24 protein-coding genes are annotated in these 19650 nt (G+C 47.5%); 23 read left to right on the top strand and 1 reads right to left on the bottom strand.

Annotated features, from left to right (window positions below; genetic code table 11):
* The first annotated feature begins 136 nt into the window (after positions 1-136).
* The 11 genes from ABIA61_RS06200 (at position 137) to ABIA61_RS06150 (ending at position 8439) form a co-directional block, all read left to right on the top strand.
* Positions 137-745: a DUF4183 domain-containing protein gene (locus ABIA61_RS06200; RefSeq protein WP_283652235.1), complete on the top strand. Its 609-nt coding sequence runs from the start codon at positions 137-139 to the stop codon at positions 743-745.
* A 79-nt stretch (positions 746-824) separates the two neighbouring features.
* Positions 825-1145: a DUF4183 domain-containing protein gene (locus ABIA61_RS06195; protein ID WP_283652234.1), complete on the top strand. Its 321-nt coding sequence runs from the start codon at positions 825-827 to the stop codon at positions 1143-1145.
* 660 nt (positions 1146-1805) lie between these two features.
* Positions 1806-2402, top strand: a complete 597-nt coding sequence (locus tag ABIA61_RS06190) for an RNA polymerase sigma factor (protein ID WP_014282079.1) — start codon at positions 1806-1808, stop codon at positions 2400-2402.
* Positions 2399-3025, top strand: coding sequence for a hypothetical protein (locus ABIA61_RS06185; RefSeq protein WP_044648459.1), 627 nt, complete (start codon positions 2399-2401; stop codon positions 3023-3025). Before ABIA61_RS06190 ends, ABIA61_RS06185 begins: the two co-directional genes overlap by 4 nt.
* 69 nt (positions 3026-3094) lie before the next feature.
* Positions 3095-3697, top strand: a complete 603-nt coding sequence (locus tag ABIA61_RS06180; RefSeq protein WP_404518934.1) for a histidine phosphatase family protein — start codon at positions 3095-3097, stop codon at positions 3695-3697.
* Positions 3698-3862: 165 nt separating this feature from the next.
* Positions 3863-4972, top strand: coding sequence for a hypothetical protein (locus ABIA61_RS06175; RefSeq protein WP_283652232.1), 1110 nt, complete (start codon positions 3863-3865; stop codon positions 4970-4972).
* A gap of 51 nt (positions 4973-5023) precedes the next feature.
* Positions 5024-5530, top strand: coding sequence for a gamma carbonic anhydrase family protein (locus ABIA61_RS06170; protein ID WP_014282075.1), 507 nt, complete (start codon positions 5024-5026; stop codon positions 5528-5530).
* 22 nt (positions 5531-5552) lie between these two features.
* Entirely contained in the window at positions 5553-5732 is a 180-nt protein-coding gene (locus tag ABIA61_RS06165; RefSeq protein WP_025682222.1) for an IDEAL domain-containing protein, read from the top strand.
* 172 nt (positions 5733-5904) lie between these two features.
* Entirely contained in the window at positions 5905-6564 is a 660-nt protein-coding gene (locus tag ABIA61_RS06160; protein WP_283652231.1) for a DUF1405 domain-containing protein, read from the top strand.
* A 48-nt stretch (positions 6565-6612) separates the two neighbouring features.
* Complete coding sequence (locus ABIA61_RS06155; protein ID WP_283652229.1) at positions 6613-7509, top strand: GNAT family N-acetyltransferase; 897 nt, start codon at positions 6613-6615, stop codon at positions 7507-7509.
* 84 nt (positions 7510-7593) lie between these two features.
* Positions 7594-8439 carry a sporulation protein YpjB gene (locus ABIA61_RS06150; RefSeq protein ID WP_404580479.1) on the top strand — a complete coding sequence of 282 codons (846 nt, stop codon included), beginning with the start codon at positions 7594-7596 and terminating at the stop codon, positions 8437-8439.
* 76 nt (positions 8440-8515) lie between these two features.
* Here the strand turns inward: ABIA61_RS06150 and ABIA61_RS06145 are convergent, their stop codons facing one another.
* On the bottom strand, positions 8516-9385 hold the full coding sequence (locus ABIA61_RS06145; protein ID WP_283652227.1) for a YitT family protein: 870 nt from the start codon (positions 9383-9385) through the stop codon (positions 8516-8518).
* Between the two features lie 205 nt (positions 9386-9590).
* Between ABIA61_RS06145 and ABIA61_RS06140 the strand changes: the two genes are divergently transcribed.
* The 12 genes from ABIA61_RS06140 (at position 9591) to ABIA61_RS06085 (ending at position 19587) form a co-directional block, all read left to right on the top strand.
* The gene (locus tag ABIA61_RS06140; protein ID WP_044648452.1) at positions 9591-9920 is read left to right on the top strand and encodes a nucleotide pyrophosphohydrolase; all 330 of its coding nucleotides are present in this window, start codon (positions 9591-9593) and stop codon (positions 9918-9920) included.
* Positions 9921-9970: 50 nt separating this feature from the next.
* A complete protein-coding gene (locus ABIA61_RS06135) occupies positions 9971-10489 on the top strand; it encodes a tetratricopeptide repeat protein (RefSeq protein ID WP_404518939.1) in 519 nt (172 codons plus the stop codon).
* A gap of 28 nt (positions 10490-10517) precedes the next feature.
* Positions 10518-11321 carry a 4-hydroxy-tetrahydrodipicolinate reductase gene (gene dapB / locus ABIA61_RS06130; protein WP_283652225.1) on the top strand — a complete coding sequence of 268 codons (804 nt, stop codon included), beginning with the start codon at positions 10518-10520 and terminating at the stop codon, positions 11319-11321.
* A 58-nt stretch (positions 11322-11379) separates the two neighbouring features.
* Positions 11380-11817, top strand: a complete 438-nt coding sequence (gene mgsA / locus ABIA61_RS06125) for a methylglyoxal synthase (protein WP_137063440.1) — start codon at positions 11380-11382, stop codon at positions 11815-11817.
* Positions 11814-12506: a bacillithiol biosynthesis deacetylase BshB1 gene (bshB1, locus tag ABIA61_RS06120; protein WP_283652224.1), complete on the top strand. Its 693-nt coding sequence runs from the start codon at positions 11814-11816 to the stop codon at positions 12504-12506. Before mgsA ends, bshB1 begins: the two co-directional genes overlap by 4 nt.
* 130 nt (positions 12507-12636) lie before the next feature.
* Complete coding sequence (gene bshA, locus ABIA61_RS06115; protein WP_283652223.1) at positions 12637-13800, top strand: N-acetyl-alpha-D-glucosaminyl L-malate synthase BshA; 1164 nt, start codon at positions 12637-12639, stop codon at positions 13798-13800.
* Between the two features lie 72 nt (positions 13801-13872).
* The gene (locus tag ABIA61_RS06110; protein WP_404580478.1) at positions 13873-15195 is read left to right on the top strand and encodes a CCA tRNA nucleotidyltransferase; all 1323 of its coding nucleotides are present in this window, start codon (positions 13873-13875) and stop codon (positions 15193-15195) included.
* A complete protein-coding gene (locus ABIA61_RS06105) occupies positions 15188-16168 on the top strand; it encodes a biotin--[acetyl-CoA-carboxylase] ligase (RefSeq protein WP_404580477.1) in 981 nt (326 codons plus the stop codon). Before ABIA61_RS06110 ends, ABIA61_RS06105 begins: the two co-directional genes overlap by 8 nt.
* Before the next feature lie 463 nt (positions 16169-16631).
* Positions 16632-17546 carry a 3-methyl-2-oxobutanoate hydroxymethyltransferase gene (gene panB, locus ABIA61_RS06100; RefSeq protein ID WP_283652220.1) on the top strand — a complete coding sequence of 305 codons (915 nt, stop codon included), beginning with the start codon at positions 16632-16634 and terminating at the stop codon, positions 17544-17546.
* Entirely contained in the window at positions 17543-18481 is a 939-nt protein-coding gene (gene panC, locus ABIA61_RS06095) for a pantoate--beta-alanine ligase (protein WP_283652219.1), read from the top strand. Before panB ends, panC begins: the two co-directional genes overlap by 4 nt.
* The gene (gene panD / locus ABIA61_RS06090; protein ID WP_007430795.1) at positions 18474-18857 is read left to right on the top strand and encodes an aspartate 1-decarboxylase; all 384 of its coding nucleotides are present in this window, start codon (positions 18474-18476) and stop codon (positions 18855-18857) included. Before panC ends, panD begins: the two co-directional genes overlap by 8 nt.
* An 82-nt stretch (positions 18858-18939) precedes the next feature.
* Positions 18940-19587: a tetratricopeptide repeat protein gene (locus ABIA61_RS06085; protein ID WP_283652218.1), complete on the top strand. Its 648-nt coding sequence runs from the start codon at positions 18940-18942 to the stop codon at positions 19585-19587.
* The last annotated feature ends 63 nt before the right edge of the window (positions 19588-19650 follow it).

The following is a 19650-nucleotide window of genomic DNA, read 5'->3' as shown; positions in this document are numbered from 1 at the left end:
CTTCCACAGAACAATATATGGTGGTGAATTGGCCTAAATTTGGGTGAAAATAGACCATTGTCTAAGTTTTGTTTGGTTATAAGTCCATTCTCCTGTTCATAAATAGCATAGTATTTATAAACAGGAGGCGATTCACATGGTTAATCTGAAAACGAAAGTTAAATTGAGCCGTGACAGCATTAAGGTCGCCTATTATCCTAAAAGAAAACATAGACATCATCCATATAGAAAAACAAGTTTGGGTTCATTGTCTGCTTGTCGGGCATTCCGTTCGAAGAAAAAAATCGCAATCGGTAAGAGACGGATATTCCGTTTGTGTCTTAAAAAATGGAGTACAGCTAATTACTCTAAACGCAATTATAAACGTCGTCCCTTAAAATTTCGCATGCTAATTCCAAAAACGGCATCTCCTGAAAACAAAAAGCTTTTACGCTCGCCAATCACCATTTTACCAACAGTGAAACGGTTTTTTTGGGTAGCCGACTCTAATATCAAATTGGAGAGCGAGCTAGTTATTCAAGCTCATCAATTTGTAAACGATGCTGGTGAATCCGCTAACGAGCTCATCAGCTTTGGAGCAAGCGGATACACTAATTTATTTATTAATGCCGTCTTACAAGAAGGAGAGCTATATAACATTAGCCCCCAAAATTTGACCATCCAACCTACAGGGCAAACGATTATATCTGGTACTCCTATAATTATAGAATCAGTGGGCTTCGTTGCGCAGTATTCGGCCAACTAATTTGTTACCGTAGACTATGGCACTTCCTTTCTATAATTTCATGCATTTACTGAAATTATAGGAAGGAGGTGAAAGTAATATGGCTCTTTCTATTTTCAATGTTGTTATTAGTGCGGCTGTTACTTCAAGCAGATTTTTCTACACTTGGCCGACGACAACTCCGATTTCGCCGGGACTAAACACTCCCGCAACTAGTTTTGTAGATGATACAGGTACAGCGGCAACTGCGTTCCCGACAGTACCGAATGGTTATTACAATTTTTACATCAATGGCGTGCTGCAAGAACAAGGCACATTTTCGGTTTCAACATCAGCTCTGACCATCAATACCGGAAGCGCAGGACCAATATCTGCAAATACTCCTTTCATTATTGAAGCTGTTAATTTGGCACAGTTATAATCCAGTAGGACAAATAATCCCCTTGCATCGGAGCAAGGGGATTTTTAGTTTTTAGTTCAGGTTTCAAGGCTGAATGCAAAGAGGCGGGAACCTTACAACCTTCACGGCTTATGTTTTCTTGAAAGCAAAAAAAGACCACCCGGGTAAAGCCCCGGGTGGTAGCTGCTCTTATGGAGTAGCTGAGTAGGATAGGAGTGGAGAGAAACCATACTGTACTTTTATTATATGTATACGTTTTCATTTTGTCAATGATTTTTTAAAGCGTTTTCTTTTGGGTAATTATTCTTACCAGCGTATTCAAAAGGGACAGATTCAAGGTTATGTGACTTTATCTTGAAAAACTTAAAATAGGTTGGAAATGCCGCATATCGTAAACGGTTGCTAGCGTTATGTAGCTCGTGATGGAAATCACGGGGATTTTGGACTTTTTTACTGACGACTATTTTGTGGTACAATGGGTAAGTCCATTGTGGATGTTGAGAAATGTTGGGATAGCACCGTTATTGTTGGCACTACATAGGGTAAGAAAAAAACAAATGTTCCATGATGCTGTTTCATCCATTTGCGCAGAGTGCGCAACTTTTTTTGGCCTGTTCGGTATATATAGACAGAATCGGATGGGAGAACAGCACATGTATGGGCGAGGAGGGTCTCACTCGGATGATGACAGATTCCCAGATGATTCAGGAAATCAAACAAGGAAATGTTGAGGTTTATTCAGAATTAATGAGGCGGCACCAACGTAAAATTTTAGCTTTTGTTTATCATATGCTAAAAAGTTCGAACCTGGAAATGATTGCTGAGGACTTATGCTCGGAGACGTTTTATAAAGCGTACCGGAGCCTTCACTCTTTTCGCGAGGTAGATGCATCGTTCTCCACATGGTTATATACGATTGCACGTAATACGGTGCTGAGCGAGCTTCGCAAGCATCGTAGCGGTCAGGTTCCATTGGAGGAGAGCGGTTATGTGCCGGTTGCTCCATTGGATGTGATTCCAGAGCAGGCCGTCCTTCGCGGCGAGAAGGTAGAGATGGTTCGTGAAGCGATCAACAGATTGCCAGAGAAGCAGCGGTCTGCGCTGATTTTGCGCGAATACGAGCAATTGGACTATCAGGAGATTGCTACGATTTTGGGGCAGACGGTCAGTGCGGTGAAATCGTTGCTTTTCCGGGCCAGAACCAGTGTGAAGACGCAGTTGGAGCCTTATTTTTTTGAGCCTCTCTATGAGGAAAACGAAGGGATGAGCAGCCAATGAAATCCAGGGACGCTGAGGATTTGTTCGCTACAGGCAAAAATGTATCGAAACAAGACTCGGAGCACAGACGGGCCAAAAGCTCGTCTGCCGGATGGGAGCATGGTTCGAAAGAAAATGAGTGGAATTTGTCAAAAGAAAGTGGATCCGCTATTCGCGATATTTCCTTTGAGATAACAGATGAGCAGGCGGAAGCAATGAATCGCAGGGTCATGGATCGGATTTATGAAGAGTCACCGTGGCTTGTTCCCGGCGAGCATCGGCGTGCGCGTGTGAACCCGGCATCTCGTAAGTATATGTCCGTGTGGATCGCCGGATTTTTGGCGGTATTTTTGTGTAGCTTTTTGTTTTTGAACTGGAATGGAAGCTCCTCTCAAGAAAACCCTCCTCAAGCGGCACCTGTCATGGATACGGGTATTTTACCGACAGGCTTGCTAGAAACTACAAGTACATCTCCACAATATCAATACCACATTAAAGATGTGAATAGTGGCATTATGGACCCGCTGGTTGCAAGCATTGTTCCTACTTACCCGCAATATTGGATGTTGCTGTCTGTGTTGGCACTTGCGCTTGCCTTATTTTCTCTGGGCTGGATTCATCGTGCGAGACGGGTTAGAAATTAGCAGCACAGCTGGGTCCAATACGGATTCATAACAATGCCTGAATAACTAAATAGCGGAGGAAACAACACGATGCGTATTGGCTTGATCAGACATGGATTAACGGATTGGAATGCGGTAGGTAAAATCCAGGGCCACAGTGATATTCCGTTGAATGAGGAAGGGCGCCAGCAGGCACGCTTGTTGGCAGAACGTTTAAAAGATGAGCCCTATCATTGGGATGGACTTATTACAAGCAGCCTTTCGAGAGCCAAGGAGACGGGAGAGATTATTGCATCTGCTCTTCATCTTCCTTTGCTGGAGCCAGACGATCGGCTGAGAGAACGTGCTTATGGTCAGGTCGAGGGCATGACGCAGGTCGAGCGTGAGAAGAAGTGGGGGAGCGACTGGCATCTGCTGGATCTGGGACAGGAGAGCGATGAAGCTCTTCAACTCCGCGGATTGGCTTTTATGGAGGCCATTTGGTCGGAAAACCGGGACAAGAACCTGCTGGTCGTTTCTCATGGCGGTTTTTTGGCTAATTTGTATAAGGCTTTGTATCAGGAAAAGTTTACGGAACGAATTGGCAATCTGTCACTGAGTGTTCTCCAGCGTGAGGATACGGATTGGACGCCGCTGTTGTATAATTGCACCAGACATTTACAGGAAAAAAGCGATTGTAACTCAAAAGGTTGACGAAAGACCACGAATTTCTACTCAGCGTAGAAGCCGTGGTCTTTTTATTTTTTAATTATAGCTTTGTAAAAAAGAGGTTTAGAGTCTGAACATTCCGTCAAAGCTGTGGGTACAACAGGTAAGAATCAATTCCGGATGACAGTCCAGTGACGAGGCGATGGAACGATGAATCTGGCGGATATGCTGACATTTGCGGATATTGTGCATTTGAACAGAATCGCGGTGTATTACGAATGTGACTGTAAGCCCAATTCCAAACATGAGCTGATCCAGGGCATTTTGACAAAGCTCGGCAGCAGCAGTTTTTTTGAGATGCAGGTCAGGGAGCTGAAGTTGTCAGAGGTAAGGTTTTTGAACGCACTGCTATTCGATGACCGGCCTTATTTCAGTATGGAGGAATTGATTGCGATTGCTAAACAATCTGCCGAGGAGGATGGGGATTCCGGTGAGCGACCGCGCGACATTGTGGCCCGTTTACGCAACAGTGGCTGGCTGTTCAACGGTTCGACGCACAATACGCGGTATTTGTATCAAATTCCGTTGGACATGAAGGAGCGTTTCCGCCGTGTCATGGTGCAAGACTTGCAAAACGGAATGATCCGGGTAAGTGAGCCAACGTCATACCGGGATGAGGGACATCTTTTGGCGGAGGATTTACGACTTTTCCTTCAGTACATGGAGCAGCATGAAGTTCCGCTTAACCCGGAGGGGGCATGGTATCGTCGCAATCAGCAGCAGTTGATGGAGCATTTGCATATTGCGGAGCCGCTTTTGGGCAAAGGGGGCTGGCGTTTTGGATATGGCTCCTCCTTTAAGTTTTATCCCGACCGAATGGCATTGCTATATGATTATGCCCGTCACTCCAGGTTTATTGAGGAGAAGGGGGATCGTGTTGTGCTGACGGCAAAGGGGGAGGCACGCAGGGAGCACGCGATCGAGGATGAGATGATGCAGCTATTCAGGTTTTGGTTAAGATTGTATAAAGGAGCCGTTCCCAATCTACTTTCTCTGGTCTACTGGATAGGAGAATGTGCCAGGCCCTGGACGTCCTCGGAGTCACTTTTTGTACATATCGGCCCGCTGATCAGACCGTTTTATTATGATACGCCCCGTTCGGTCTTTGATCAGAGAATTATACGAATGATGCTCCACTTGGGTATGCTTCGTCTGGGTGAGCATTCGACGGGGCCATCTGTACAGATGACCGCCTGGGGGCTGAAGCTGGCAGGGGAGTACCGCATTGGGCGGAACGACCCGGGTATGCGGCTCCATTGACAAGCAGCATACATGTTGATAGAATTCACCCAAAATGAGAGGGTGAAGTTGATGCTGATTCACTATAACGGGAACATGCCACAGCTCCATTCATCTGTCTATGTGGCAGAAGGAGCAAAAATTGTCGGAAAGGTAACGATCGGCCAAGATTCCTCAGTTTGGTTCAATGCCGTACTGCGCGGGGATATGGCGCCTGTCATCATCGGTGAACGCTGCAATATCCAGGACGGTGTCGTGGGACATGTGAACACGGACCAGCCCCTGGTGCTTGCGGATGATATTTCGGTGGGACATGCTGCGATTATCCATGGCTGTACGGTAGGCAAAGGCACTTTAATCGGTATGGGGGCCATTGTACTCAACGGAGCTGAGCTTGGTGAATATGCTTTAATAGGAGCAGGGTCGGTCGTTACGGAAAATACCAAAATACCACCCTATACTCTTTCTCTCGGTACACCTGCCAAAGTGGTGCGAGAATTGACAGACGCAGATTTGCAGCGGATGTCACGGACGGCACTCAGCTATGTGGCGAAAGGAAAAGAATATAGGATCTCTTAAACTCATGTTGGAGGTGCATCCTATGGATAAAATGAAGGTTACTTATGAAGTAATGTTGGGCCTGTCTGCTGAAATGGTTTTGGACGAGGCATTACGTAAACACCGGAGTGAAAAGCTCTACAAGGATATTGATGAGGCGCTGGCCTCCGGAGATGAAGTAGCTTTTCGTCATCTTACGGATGAACTGAAAGCGATCAATTGAGCCGTTTCAGGAGATCTGGCCTTGGGTAACAGACTAATTGGCAATACAAGACCATAATCATCAAGCCTGACCGTAGCAGCGGCCAGGTTTTTTTGATACGCCTTTATATGATATAGTCTTTGTAGGATGGAGCCTGTATGGGGCATCTATCGTATGAACGGAGGATGAGGACGTGTTGTTGTCTTATTTATGGAGCCGGTCGTTCTTGACGAGCCGGCCTTTTTTATGGTTGCTGTTCTGGTGTAACCTGATCGGAACCGTGTATGGGTACATATGGTATGGAGGGCAATTAGAATATACGCTAAGCTATCACCCGATATGGCAGATTGTATTTGTGCCTGATAGTCCGACGGCCAGCCTGTTTTTTACGATTTCTGTATTTTTCCTGCTTTATCCACCGCGCCTGAAGGGCTTGAAGGTCATTCGCCAGCTGATGGAGGCGTTAGCTGTGGTTACGAGTGTAAAATATGGCATTTGGGCCTCAGCTATTATTTTTTTGGGTGTCGCGCAGGGAGGGCATATGATATGGCAGGATTGGATGCTGGTAGCATCTCATACGGCAATGGCAGTCGAATCCTTACTGTTCGTTCGTTTTTTCACCTGCAAATGGACGGCTCTGTGCGTAGCAGCTTTGTGGACACTGTTAAATGATACGGTCGATTATACATTCGGCATATATCCGTATCTTCCGAGGACGCTAACGGATGATGTACCACAAGTGCGTACTTTTACCTATATGCTGACCCTTTTCAGTATCGCAGCCTCATGGCTTGCCATGTACGTGCGTGATCGAATGGCTTCCTCACATAATAAGGCCAAATCATTGGAATAGTCTAATATTAATTTTATGATTTAATTTTTACGAATTGGAGAATTATTGATGGATATCGTTATAAATAAAAAAGAATATAGATTAAAAAAGGGAATTCGTGATGATCTTAAAATAAGAAAGAGCTTTAACCAATTAGCAAAACAAAGTTTTGATCTGAATTTTGAAGTTTGGCATCAATTAGGATTCTGGGATGAAAAATATATTCCTTATGTACTGTTAGATGGGGATTGCGTGGTGGCTAATGTATCTGTGAGTCTGATGGATTTTAGTTTGTCAGGTGAACAGAAGAAATTTATTCAAATTGGAACCGTAATGACAGATCCTAACTATAGGAATCAAGGGCTGAGTCGCTTTTTGATAGGACGTGTGCTACAGGATTGGCATGGGAATTGTGATGCAATGTATCTTTTTGCGAATGATGATGTGAAGGAGTTTTATCCTAAATTTGGTTTTGCTGCTGCACAAGAGTATCAATGTACCCGGAAAGCACCAATTAAAAGCATGGACGCTCCAGTTAAAAAATTGAACATGGAGGCGACGTCAGATTTACAGCTATTGAAAAGAAAATGTTCCTCTTTAAATCCTTATTCATATTTTTCTATGGAAAGCAGTGAATGGTTGATTCTGTTCTATTGCACCTCTTTTTTTAAAGATAAGGTGTTCTATATCCCTCTGTATGACACGATTGTCATTATGGATTTTGAAGAAAATATCATGAATTGTTACGATATTTTTGGAACGGGGGATATTCCTATAGAATTGATTTTATCTGTAGTCATGGAAAAAGAAACGAAGAAAATTGTTTTCGGCTTTACGCCAGAGCCGATGGACGGTTGCGAAATTTCTCTTCTGAATCAAGAAGATACCACACTATTTTATAGATCTAATAATGAAAGTATATGTACAGAAAATAAACTGATGTTTCCTATTTTGTCACGGGCATAACCTGCCCTGGCAGATAGCAGCACGCTAAAGCCAAGTTCTAGTCCCTGTAACCCTGCCATACAGTAAGGTGAGGAGGGATGTCCCATGGTTTGGAGTCAGGCGTTTCGTGGTGTGCTGCGTGTCGTTTCGGGAGTTGTGTTATCTATGGTCTTGTCGATTTCCGTTTGTTTCCCTCCGGGCATTGCGGAAGCGCGGGATCAGCCCAAGTCCACCAGTAATGCAAAGGAAATAGAGGAACTGGATCGTGCGGCTGCGATGTTGTACCGGGATGTAATGGATGGGAATATTGAAAAAGCACGCGCCGATGTAGCGGAGGTAAGCCGATGGTTCAGCACGGGTCAGGTACAGGCTGCACTGTCTGTGGAGGCCATTCATGTTTTATCCGGCAGCATTCTTGAGGTACAGCAAGCTACACAATCCGTGCAAGCATCGCCGGATGAATGGGTGAAGGCCGCTGCCAATTTGCGACTTGCGGCAGATGCGATTGCACATCCGCGCCAGCCTTTATGGCAGCAGTATTATAAAATTTTAAAAGAAGATATCAGCGGCTTAAATAGCCAGTTTGCTAAAGGAAATATGAAAGGTTTCGCTGCTGGAGCAACAGTGCTGGAGGATCATTACGAGACGATCCGGACGGCGGCGTTGATCAGCGGTAAAACAACAGAGGTTGTTCGAGCAGATTCATGGATTTCTTACGTTAAAGGATTGGGAAATCAGAAAAATGTGGATGCTTCAGCGATTAGAGGGGCACTAGAGCAGGGAAACCCGACGTTTAATGCCTTGTTTGGACGTGAAAAAGACGCTACCGCGCTGGCTCCATTCATCCCATATGAAAGCGAGCGACGAGCAGAACTGGCAATCGGCCTGATGATCCTGCTGACACTTGCTTATGTGGGTTACCGTAAATATCGATCCGGTTTCTCCAGTTAAGACTGAAATGCTGCAACGAACTTCGCTGTCATTGATCCAATGAATATACGCCTGACCACTTGCCCGGAATTCCGGGCTATTCCTCTTTGAAGCCCTCCCCGTGTACATCATGCACATCCTGAATGATGATGAACGCTCGTGGATCAACCGACTTCACAATTTGATGCAAACGCCGTATTTCCTGACGGGACACGACACAGTATGCAACATGCTTGGTCTGCCTGGAAAATGCCCCTATAGCCGGAATGATAGTAACACCGCGATCCATATCCTGTGTAATGATATCCGCAATATCCATCGTATGGTCACTGATAATCATGAAGGCTCTGGCTGAATAGGCTCCTTCCTGTATAAAATCAATAATCTTGGACGCGATAAACACAGCGACCAGCGTATACAGGATTTTTTCCTTGGGTATGTACAGCAGCGATGCGCCGATAATGACGATATCAATTACCAGCAAAATTCTTCCCATACTCCAGCCAAACTTCCGGTTTAAAATACGGGCAATAATGTCCGACCCGCCGGTGGTACCGCCAAACCGGAATACGATGCCCAATCCTGCCCCGAGCGTAACCCCGGCATATAATGAAGAAAGTATAAAATCGTGCTCAGTCTGAAATGTGCCCATCCACCCGAGGTGAATCATTTTTTCAAACAACCACAGAAAAAAAGTGAGCGCCCCGATACCGACTCCGGTATAAATAATTTGCTTGCCGCCAAGCATTTTCCATCCAATTAAAAATAGAGGAATGTTCAGGAGCAATGTGGAGAGGGATGGAGATATCGAGAAAGCATAGTTCAGCAGGAGGGTGATGCCTGTGATGCCGCCTTCCATCAGTTTGCTGGGTATAATGAAATAAAGCAGGCCGAATGCATAAATAGCAGTGCCGAGCACAATGGGTAAAATGATTTTAAGCTGTTCAATAGACTTGGATGTTTTCATATAATCCCTCGCAGTAGCAAATTGGTGATGAACGACTTGATATGGATAGATCGTAGATCCTTAAGTTTAGTATACCTTTTTACAGTAGCTTTAAAATACTGACGATTGCATGATGTGAGTAAATTCACATTAAAAAATATTTGTTTTCAAATGTGCTTTACGATAACATATGAATAAACCTGCACATTAGAGGGGATTGTGTTTCATGGAAAAATCGCTTGATGAAATTCAACGTGAGGTAGACCAATATATTTCACAATTCAAAGAAGGATATTTCAGCCCGCTGGCAATGCTGGCCCGGATGTCCGAGGAAGTCGGGGAGCTGGCCAGAGAAGTCAATCATTCCTTTGGCGAGAAACCGAAAAAAACGGATGAGGCCGACAATTCGATTGAGCTGGAATTGGGAGACATTTTGTTCATCACGGTCTGCTTTGCAAACTCGCTTGGTATTAATTTGACCGATGCACATGATAAGGTCATGCATAAATTTAACACACGTGATGCAAATCGCTGGACCAAAAAGGACACCGTTTAGGCGTTTTGTACATATGCTGTACCAAACCGGTTACCCGGAGGTGCAGTGTCATGAAGGCGGAGGAATACGTTCAGAAAGCTTATCAGTGTATTTTACAGAACGATTTTGAGCGGGCCGTGGAATGGTTTGAAAAAGCGATTTCCGCCCAGCCTGATCATGCGGAGCATTATTTCCGCTGTTCGGTCACCTACGCCCGCAGTGGGCGGATAGAGCAAGCGCTTGCTTATGCGGGCGATGCAGTTCGTCTGGCTCCGCAGCAGGATGAATATGTGTTGCATTTGCATACGCTGGAGGCCAGACAGCAGACGGAGAAAGCCAGAAAAATGCTGGATGTCGACAGAGCTACGCCACAGGTGCGCAGAGATGCAATCCTGCTGCTTGAACGGGCGATTGCCCTTGATCCGCTATGTGGTGACGCTTTTATGCTACTTGCATTGGTTTATGATGAAATGAACGAATATAAGCTGGCCGTGCAGGCTGCTCGTGAGGCGGCTGCGTTGTTTCCTCACAATGAACAGCTTGCCAATCTCATGAAGAAGTTATGCCAGCAAATGAATGAACAGATCTAGCATGAATTGATGCATAAGGAGTTGTAAAATGCCAGAGCAAATAAAAGTGGCTGTCGTTGGAGCAGCCGGTCGTATGGGCCGTGAGGTTATAAAATTGGTTCTCCAGGATGAAGAACTTCGGCTGGTAGCTGCAGTAAACAGAACGCATGCCGGCAGTGATGCCGGCCTTCTCGTCGGACTTCCGGAAGCGGGCGTCGCTATTATGGAGGATGTGGAGCAGGCTTTGCTGGATAGTCGTCCGGATGTCATGGTCGATTTTACAGGTCCTCGTTTTGCGTACGCACATACAGCGCTTGCCATCAAGCATGGCGTTCGTCCTGTTATCGGGACAACGGGATTTACACCGGAGCAAATTGATGAACTGGACAAGCAGTGTCGGGAACAGCAAATTGGCGGTCTGATTGCGCCTAACTTTTCAATAGGCGTTATTTTGATGATGCGGTTTGCGGCTCAAGCTGCTAAATACTTCCCTCATTTGGAGATTATCGAATATCACGGCGATCAGAAATTGGACGCGCCATCGGGAACGGCAATTAAGACCGCAGAACTGATCGCTGAGCAGCGGCAGGAGTTGCGTCAAGGGAGCCCGGAGGAGGAGGAAACACTCGAAGGATCACGCGGCGGCTACTACCAAGGGTTCCGTATCCACAGTGTCCGTCTTCCGGGTGTATTCGCACAACAGGAAGTTATTTTCGGAGGATTTGGACAATCCCTCAAAATTCGTCAGGACTCCTACGAACGGGCAGGCTACATGCCCGGAGTCAAGATCGGTATTCAAAAGGTAATGGAGCAACCTGGACTTGTATATGGATTTGAGCATTACATTGATTAAGAATAACGCGAATGAATGGACGAACGGTGATTACAGAATGAGGCAGGGGGAATTTCGAATGTTCAAGATTGCATTTATAGCGCATGACCGCAAAAAAGATGAAATGGTTAACTTTATAACCGCGTATGAGCATGTTTTTACAGGACATCAATTGTATTCAACAGGTACAACGGGTCTGCGCATTATGGAGCAAACGAAGCTTCAAATTCACCGTTACATGTCAGGACCGCTCGGAGGGGACCAGCAAATCGGGGCCATGGTCGCGCAAAATGATATGGATCTGATCATCTTCCTGCGTGATCCGCTAATGGCACAGCCGCATGAGCCGGATATTAGTGCACTGCTGCGTCTGTGTGACGTGCAGGGTATTCCTTTGGCGACCAATGTTGCGACTGCTGAAATATTGGTCAAGGCGCTGGATCGGGGCGATTTTGCTTGGCGTGAGCTGGTACATAAATATAAACCGGGCATTGATCAGCAGGATGATATAAAATGACACTGGACATATTGATTTTTGGAGCTCATGCTGATGATGCTGAAATTGGTATGGGAGGCACGATTGCCAAGCATACAGCCGCTGGTATAAGGGTGGGCGTATGTGATTTGACGCGTGCGGAAATGTCATCCAATGGCGATGTAGATACCCGCATGGCAGAAGCCGAGGAGGCTTCAAAAGTGCTGGGCCTTGCTGGGCGGACGAATCTGGGACTGCCTGATCGAGGTTTGTACGTGACACCTGAGAATGTAGCCGCAGTGACCGCGGAAATTCGGCGTCATGCGCCGAAAATCGTATTTGCTCCCTACTGGGAGGATCGACACCCGGATCATGTCATGTGCAGCAAGCTGGTAGAAGAAGCGGTGTTTAACGCCAAGTTACGTCGATTTAATCCGGAACAGCCTGCGGTACTGGTCGAGCAGTTATATTTTTATTTCATTAATGATATCGGCAGAACGGATCTGATTGTGGACATCACGGAGCATGTTGAAGCCAAGGAGCAGGCATTACTAAGCTATGCTTCCCAATTTCAGGCTGCAACGGGTAAAGACACGGTATCCACGCCATTAAACCAGGGGTATGTTGAGCGTGTAAAAGCCCGGGATTCGCTGTTGGGTCAGCGTAAGCTGATTTCGTATGCAGAGGGCTTTGCGTCCAAAACGCCTCATCTGGTTAAGCTATTCACATAAGGGATTATAAAAATCCAGACACATAAACAATAAATAGAATCCGTTCGTGTAGCGGTTATATATGCGCACTGATTGGTGTGGCACCAACATTGAAAAGTCATCACCGGTGGACGGAAGGAGGCAGCTTAACTTGAATGACAAATTGAAAATCGGAATTACCTGCTATCCGTCGTTGGGCGGTTCCGGCGTAGTGGCTACAGAGCTGGGCAAGCTGCTTGCCGAAAAAGGGCATGAGGTCCATTTTATTGCCAACAGTATTCCGTTTAGATTAGGCGGGGAATTCCAAAAAAATATTTTTTATCATGAGGTTGAGGTTAACGACTATTACGTATTCAGATATCCGCCTTATGATCTGTCGCTGGCGACCAAAATGGCTCAGGTCGCACAAATGAAAAATTTGGATGTACTTCATGTTCACTATGCCGTACCGCATGCGGTATGTGCTTATTTGGCCAAAGAAATGGTGGGCGACCATCTCAAAGTGGTAACCACGCTTCACGGCACGGACATTACGGTGTTGGCGCAGGATGAATCGTTGAAGGATCTAATCCGGCTAGCGATCAACAAAAGTGACGCGGTAACAGCGGTTTCGAAAGATTTGATTCGGGAGACGATAGATGCGCTGGAGATTACACGCCCTATTGATTTGACCTACAATTTTGTGGATAAACGAGTGTATTATCCGCGGGATGCAGCTGCGCTACGGAGAGATTTTGCCCAGCCTAATGAAAAGATTATGATGCACATTTCAAACTTCCGTCCGGTCAAAAGAGTGGGAGACGTGCTGGATATATTTGAAAGAGTGCAACGAAAAGTACCTGCAAAGCTGCTGCTGGTTGGGGAAGGACCCGACCTTCCAAAAATTCGCTGCAAAATCGAAAGCTTGGGCTTGCAGGATAAGGTTTTCTTTTTGGGCAAGCAGGATCAGATTGCTGAAGTGATTTCCATGGCGGATGTGCTGCTGCTTCCATCGGAAAAAGAAAGCTTTGGACTGGTTGCACTGGAAGCGATGGCTTGTGGAGTACCAACGATTGGTTCCGAGGCAGGAGGAGTGCCTGAGCTGGTTGTTCACGGAAGTACAGGTTATCTTGCTGAAATCGGCAATACCGAGAGGATGGCGGAATATGCGGTGCAGCTGTTATCGGACGAAGCGATGGCAGAGCGTTTTCGTGAAGCCTGTCTGGTGCGGGCTCGTACCGTATTCTGTGATACGCTGATTACCCGTCAATATGAAGAAATATATTTCCGTGTGTTGGGACGCGAGGTGCCGGATCTTAAACCGATCAGCGTTTAAGAAGGCGGACTTGCGTCCGTTTTTTTGTATGATAAGTCTTTTGAAAACTTTATAAGCAAAGGGGGAAACCCTGTGAAAATAAACACTTGGCAATATGCTGATCCGGAAATGGCTCTTCATGGAAAGGAAGTCATTCATACGCTAACCACAGCCGGCTACGAGGCTTACTGGGTCGGCGGTTGTGTGCGGGATGAACTATTAGGACGCGCTATTCATGATATGGATATGACCACATCGGCTGAACCGGAACAGGTCATAGCACTGTTCCCCCATGTCATTCCGACTGGAATTCAGCATGGGACGGTTACGGTGATGCAGGGCGGGCATCCGTTCGAGGTGACCACTTTTCGAACAGAGAGCGGTTATACCGATCATCGCCGTCCGACAGAAGTCGCTTTCGTGAAGGATATCCGCGAAGATCTGATGCGGCGGGATTTCACGATGAACGCAATTGCAATGGATGAACATGGGAAAAGGGTGGACCCGTTCGGAGGGGAAGCCGATTTACGGGCCGCTATTGTTCGCTGTGTGGGACGAGCCGAGGAACGTTTCGAAGAGGATGGGCTGCGAATGCTGCGTTGCATTCGTTTTGCCTCCGTATTCCGGTTCCGTATAGCCTACAACACATGGAAAGGCATGATCCGTCGTAAAGAGGGACTTCGTTACATTGCGATGGAACGTGTGCGGGCTGAGCTGGAAAAGATGCTGGCAGGACCGGACCCGTTGCTTGGACTGGAAATGCTGGGTCGCAGCGGCTTGCTCGCGCGTACGAAGGTTCCCGTTCCCTGGGAACAATGTGAAGCACAGGCGCTCAGCGGGATGGTACAACTGCCTGAAGAACTGCGATGGGGTTTGCTGCTGCTGTCTTGCAGACTTACCTCAGAGGGAGCGGACGAGCTGTTAAGAGCATGGACTTTCTCCAACGCTGTACGTTTGCGGCTGGTACATCTGTTAGAATGGGAGCGTGAGCTAACGGACAGTGTCGTTGGGATAGCAGATAGTTCCACTTCAGTGGAAGGTGAAGGAATCAATGATGAGGCGCTACGCCGTAGTTGGATTCGACTGTTAATTAAATGGGGACGGGATACCTCGTCAGATTGGCTTGAGCTTTACAAGACACTGCCTTCTTCGTTCCGCGAATTACCGCCACAGGCAGAAAAGCATGTAGCGAGAATGGCTGAACTGGCAGAGGCGTGGACGAAGCAAACCGCAGTCGTTCGTATCAAAGATTTAAATATTACAGGAAATGAACTGGTTCAGGTGATGAATCGACCGGGTGGTCCTTGGCTGGGTCAGACGATGGAACGACTTTTGCTGGCTACCGCCTGTGGAGATATTCCAAATGAAACAGAAGCATTGCTTCAAGAAGCGAAACGGGTGATGAGTAGTGAATAATCATGAAAGACTGTTAGGCATACTGGAGGAAGATACATCAGATTATGTATCCGGGGAGGAAATCAGCCGCCGCCTCTCGGTGAGCCGTACAGCCGTATGGAAGCAGATCAACAAGCTGCGTGAGCTGGGCTACAACATTGAAGCTTCCTCGCGTAGGGGTTATCGGATTGTGTCCCGCCCTGATCGACTGGAAGTCTCTAAACTGGCATATATGCTAAATACCCAATCGTTCGGACAACGTATAGTTGTGCTGGACTCGACGGTCTCTACCCAGCAGGATGCGATGCGTCTGGCAGAAGAGGGTGCACAGCAGGGGACGGTAGTTCTGGCGGAGGAACAGACGGCGGGCCGGGGACGTTTGGGCCGAAAGTGGTTTTCACCTCGGGGCAAAGGCATCTGGATGAGCATTGTGTTGCGACCAAGCCAGCCCTTGGCCTTCACTCCACAGTTAACGCTGCTTACAGGCGTAGCGGTATGCAGAGCCATTCGTCGGTTGACGGGTGTGGAAGCTGGCATCAAGTGGCCGAATGATCTGCTTGTTCATGGTCGCAAAGTGTGCGGTATTCTGCTGGAATCTGCAACAGAGGATCAACGGGTCCGCTACTGTATTGCAGGTATCGGCATTGATGTTAATTTAAATACAGAGGATTACCCGGAAGAGCTGTCACGGTTGGGGACATCCCTGAAAATAGAGGCTGGTCGCGAAATCGATCGTACTGCACTGATTGCCGCCGTGCTGGAAGAGATGGAGCAGCTATGTGCGTTATATGCGGATCAGGGCTTTCAGCCTGTAGCTATGCTGTGGGAGGCGCTATCCGTGACGATGAATCGCTTCGTGCGGGCGCATACCGGACAAGGAAAAGCGGTGGAAGGTACAGCCGTCGGTTTGGACCCTTCGGGAGCGCTGGTGGTTGAAACGGAGCAAGGAGAGCGAATTCAGGTCGTTTCCGGTGATATACAATTGCAGGTGTAACCCTAGCTGTGAATAGCACCTGCAATTGTTCTTTATTTCTATCAGCATTTTGCATCATTCGATTCCCAACGCTCGAAAGTACAATAGATAGACGAACTAAACCGTTTTCGATCTATATATTGCTGATTTGAAATCGCTCTTGGGATTGTTGCAAAATGCTCCTATGCAAAACTTCACGTGAAAAAGCGGATGTTTTTTGTTATACTGTGCAGGAGGCGGCATCGGACGGTCCGAGCTGCACTCCGGGGCATGTGCTCCACCATTGCAAGCAAGTTAGACCATCATAACTTCATTTGAAGGTTACGTTGGATTCTGCTCTGAGCCGAACAGGACCGAGACAGAAGGGACGATCTCAAAATGAGTGTCTTTTTTGGCTGTTCGGACCTTTTGATGACGCAATTGTACAGGCGTTCATAAAAGGTTATTTTTTGTGCCAAAAAAAGATGGAAGGGAGCCATATACCATGGCAGGCAAGCAAGCACTGAATATTGTGAAAGTGAAAAAAATGAAGCAGGAGGGCATTCCGCTCAGTATGCTGACCGCCTATGATTATCCCTCGGCTAAAATAGCCGAAGAGGCGGGAATTGACATGATTCTCGTGGGCGACTCGCTGGGCAACGTCGTTCTCGGCTATGATTCGACCATTCCCGTAACACTGGATGACATCGTATATCATTCCCGAGCGGTAGCCAGAGGCGCGGAGCATACGTTTATCGTAGCGGATATGCCGTTTATGACATATCACAGCAGCGTATCGGAAAGCCTTCAGGGGATCCGCCGGCTGATGCAGGAAGGACACGCGCATGCTGTCAAATTGGAGGGCGGTGCAGAGATTGCCGACGTCGTAAAAGCGACTGTTCAGGCAGGCGTACCTGTACTTGGTCATATCGGTCTTACACCACAGTCGGTCAATCAGCTTGGCGGCTACCGCATTCAAGGCAAGGACGAAGCGGACGCACGGCGGCTGATGGCAGACGCCAAGGCGCTGGAGCAGGCGGGTGCCTTTGGCATCGTGCTGGAGCTGGTGACTGAGGAAGTGGCAGCGGCTATTTCCAAAGAACTGTCTATTCCGACCATCGGAATTGGTGCAGGACGCGGATGTGACGGTCAGGTGCTTGTTTATCACGATCTGATTCAATATGCTTCGCCTTATTACAACAAACGTTTTGTCAAAACCTATGCCGATGTCGGCGGCTTGATTCGTAGCAGCATTGAGCAGTATGTGAGCGATGTGAAGGGACGAGCCTTCCCGGCTAAAGAGCATGTGTTCAGCGCCGACGACAGCGTTGTAGAGGCTCTCTACGGACACAAGAAAGAGCAGGCAAAGGTGCAGGAACAAGAGGAACAGGCTAAGGAAAAGGTGGAATCTCGGTCATGATTATCGTAAGAGAAGTGGCTCAGCTTCGACAGGCAGTTGCTGAACGTCGGCAGCTTGGTGCAAACGGAGAAAAAGCGGAATACGGTTCTGCTACTACACAGCAACATAAAGTCGGCTTTGTGCCGACGATGGGGTATTTGCATGAAGGCCATGCGAGTCTAATGCACAAAGCGCGTGAAATGGCAGATACGGTGGTACTCAGCATTTTTGTAAACCCGATTCAATTCGGGCCTAATGAAGATCTCGACAGCTACCCCCGCGATGAAGAGCGTGATTTGGAGGTGGCGCGGCGTGAAGGTGTGGATATCGTATTTTTGCCAACTGTAGCAGAAATGTATCCGCAGCCAACCCGTACGAAAATTCGCGTATCCTCTTTAACGGATCGGTTATGTGGTGCTTCACGTCCAGGGCATTTTGACGGTGTGACCACCGTGGTTGCCAAGCTTTTTAATATGGTAGGTCCTGATCTGGCCTTCTTCGGCATGAAGGACGCGCAGCAGGTAGCGGTGCTCCAGCAGATGGTGACCGACCTCAATATGAATGTCACCATCGTTCCTTGCCCCATCGTCAGAGAGGCCGACGGTTTGGCCCTCAGCTCGCGTAATGTGTATTTGAGCGCGGAACAGCGGGAGCAGGCGTTGGTACTGTCACATTCACTGCGTAAGGTGCGTGAAGTGAGCGAAGATGTTGTGCAGAACACGTTTACGATCCTTCAGTTATACCAGATGGTGGAGTCCACCATTACTTCTTCACCTTTGGCAGACATTGACTACATTGAAATCTTAACCTTTCCCGGTCTGGATCCCCTTCCTCCCAAGCAGCGGCTAAGCGATGTTGAAGAAGACATCATTGTAGCGCTGGCTGTAAAGTTTGGGAAAACCCGACTGATTGATAATATGAGAATACAGAAGGCGGAGGTGCTTTCCCATGTTTAGAACGATGATGAAATCCAAAATTCACCGGGCGACGGTTACTGAAGCCAACCTTAACTATGTGGGTAGTATTACCATTGATGAGGATTTGATGGAGACCTCTGATCTGCTGGAGAATGAAAAGGTTCAAATTGTGAACAATAACAATGGAGCTCGACTGGAAACTTACGTTATTCCCGGACCGCGTGGTAGCGGCGTAATTTGTCTCAACGGCGCAGCAGCGCGTCTGGTGCAGCCTGGGGATACAGTCATTATTATTTCCTACGCTTCTATGTCGAATGAAGAGGCCAAAACATACAAACCGACCGTTGTATTCGTCGATGAACATAATAAACCGGCCCAAACGGCCAACAAGGAAGTACACGCCACGATCATGTAATGAATGGGAGTGCGGATGAAACCCGCCCTTTAAGCGAAAAATGTGAGTGTATTAATCCATCTTTCGTAAGGGCGGGATGCACATGTTCCAGCATGTATTCGCAGAAATGAACAGCATGTTAGATGATATCGTGAAGCATTACCCATCAGCCCAGGGCTCCCGCAGGCAGGAGTTGCTACAGCACTGGAGTTTGCTGCGGAGAATGAGTGACGGAATTATGGATGAATGGCTGGCCTTTGAGGAAAAAATGGTTCGACTGCGGACTGCTGGTTTTTCCGCTGAGTCCGGTATGTCTGACACGGAGCTATCTGAAAAGGAACTGCCTGAAAAGGAGTTGCCAGCCTTTAATCGGGGTCAAGGGTATTACCGACTGCTTATGTATCCTGAGGCCATCCGTCAGTTTGAACAGGTGCTACAGCATTTTCCAAACAGCTGGCAGAGCCGTATGTATATGGGGATGGCGTATTTTCAACTGGAGGATACAGCGGAGGCTGTGAGCCATTTTCAGAAGGTGCTGCACCTGACAGAGCAGACCGGGCTGAAAGCGGTCATCTATAATGCTTTGGGCTGTCTTATGGCGAAGCAGGCTGATGTAGAGGAGGCGCAAAAATGTTTTGCTCTCGCGCATCAGTTCGATCCTGCGTTACCCGAGCCGCTGCACAATATGGAAGCCTGTTTGTCCGGTGCCGAAATGCTTCGGTACGACAGCTCCATGATGACCTGGCTATAGTTGTCAGACACCGATCGAGACGAGGCATGCCCACCTTCCCAGGCGGTGTGTGCATCGTCTTTT

This window comes from Paenibacillus sp. RC21, from assembly GCF_044907935.1.
Taxonomy (GTDB): Bacteria; Bacillota; Bacilli; order Paenibacillales; family Paenibacillaceae; genus Paenibacillus; species Paenibacillus terrae_A.
The sequence above is the reverse complement of the archived record's forward strand: the minus strand, read 5'-3'. Positions and strand labels throughout refer to the sequence as shown.

Coding starts and splice junctions, on each gene's coding strand:
- ABIA61_RS06135 (WP_404518939.1), top strand. CDS start 9,971: ATGAAGGCGGAGGAATACGTTCAGAAAGCTTATCAGTGTATTTTACAG.
- ABIA61_RS06185 (WP_044648459.1), top strand. CDS start 2,399: ATGAAATCCAGGGACGCTGAGGATTTGTTCGCTACAGGCAAAAATGTA.
- ABIA61_RS06155 (WP_283652229.1), top strand. CDS start 6,613: ATGGATATCGTTATAAATAAAAAAGAATATAGATTAAAAAAGGGAATT.
- ABIA61_RS06190 (WP_014282079.1), top strand. CDS start 1,806: ATGATGACAGATTCCCAGATGATTCAGGAAATCAAACAAGGAAATGTT.
- ABIA61_RS06175 (WP_283652232.1), top strand. CDS start 3,863: ATGAATCTGGCGGATATGCTGACATTTGCGGATATTGTGCATTTGAAC.
- ABIA61_RS06195 (WP_283652234.1), top strand. CDS start 825: ATGGCTCTTTCTATTTTCAATGTTGTTATTAGTGCGGCTGTTACTTCA.
- bshB1 (WP_283652224.1), top strand. CDS start 11,814: ATGACACTGGACATATTGATTTTTGGAGCTCATGCTGATGATGCTGAA.
- ABIA61_RS06150 (WP_404580479.1), top strand. CDS start 7,594: ATGGTTTGGAGTCAGGCGTTTCGTGGTGTGCTGCGTGTCGTTTCGGGA.
- panC (WP_283652219.1), top strand. CDS start 17,543: ATGATTATCGTAAGAGAAGTGGCTCAGCTTCGACAGGCAGTTGCTGAA.
- ABIA61_RS06165 (WP_025682222.1), top strand. CDS start 5,553: ATGGATAAAATGAAGGTTACTTATGAAGTAATGTTGGGCCTGTCTGCT.
- mgsA (WP_137063440.1), top strand. CDS start 11,380: ATGTTCAAGATTGCATTTATAGCGCATGACCGCAAAAAAGATGAAATG.
- ABIA61_RS06140 (WP_044648452.1), top strand. CDS start 9,591: ATGGAAAAATCGCTTGATGAAATTCAACGTGAGGTAGACCAATATATT.
- ABIA61_RS06200 (WP_283652235.1), top strand. CDS start 137: ATGGTTAATCTGAAAACGAAAGTTAAATTGAGCCGTGACAGCATTAAG.
- panD (WP_007430795.1), top strand. CDS start 18,474: ATGTTTAGAACGATGATGAAATCCAAAATTCACCGGGCGACGGTTACT.
- dapB (WP_283652225.1), top strand. CDS start 10,518: ATGCCAGAGCAAATAAAAGTGGCTGTCGTTGGAGCAGCCGGTCGTATG.
- ABIA61_RS06085 (WP_283652218.1), top strand. CDS start 18,940: ATGTTCCAGCATGTATTCGCAGAAATGAACAGCATGTTAGATGATATC.
- panB (WP_283652220.1), top strand. CDS start 16,632: ATGGCAGGCAAGCAAGCACTGAATATTGTGAAAGTGAAAAAAATGAAG.
- ABIA61_RS06170 (WP_014282075.1), top strand. CDS start 5,024: ATGCTGATTCACTATAACGGGAACATGCCACAGCTCCATTCATCTGTC.
- ABIA61_RS06180 (WP_404518934.1), top strand. CDS start 3,095: ATGCGTATTGGCTTGATCAGACATGGATTAACGGATTGGAATGCGGTA.
- ABIA61_RS06145 (WP_283652227.1), bottom strand. CDS start 9,385: ATGAAAACATCCAAGTCTATTGAACAGCTTAAAATCATTTTACCCATT.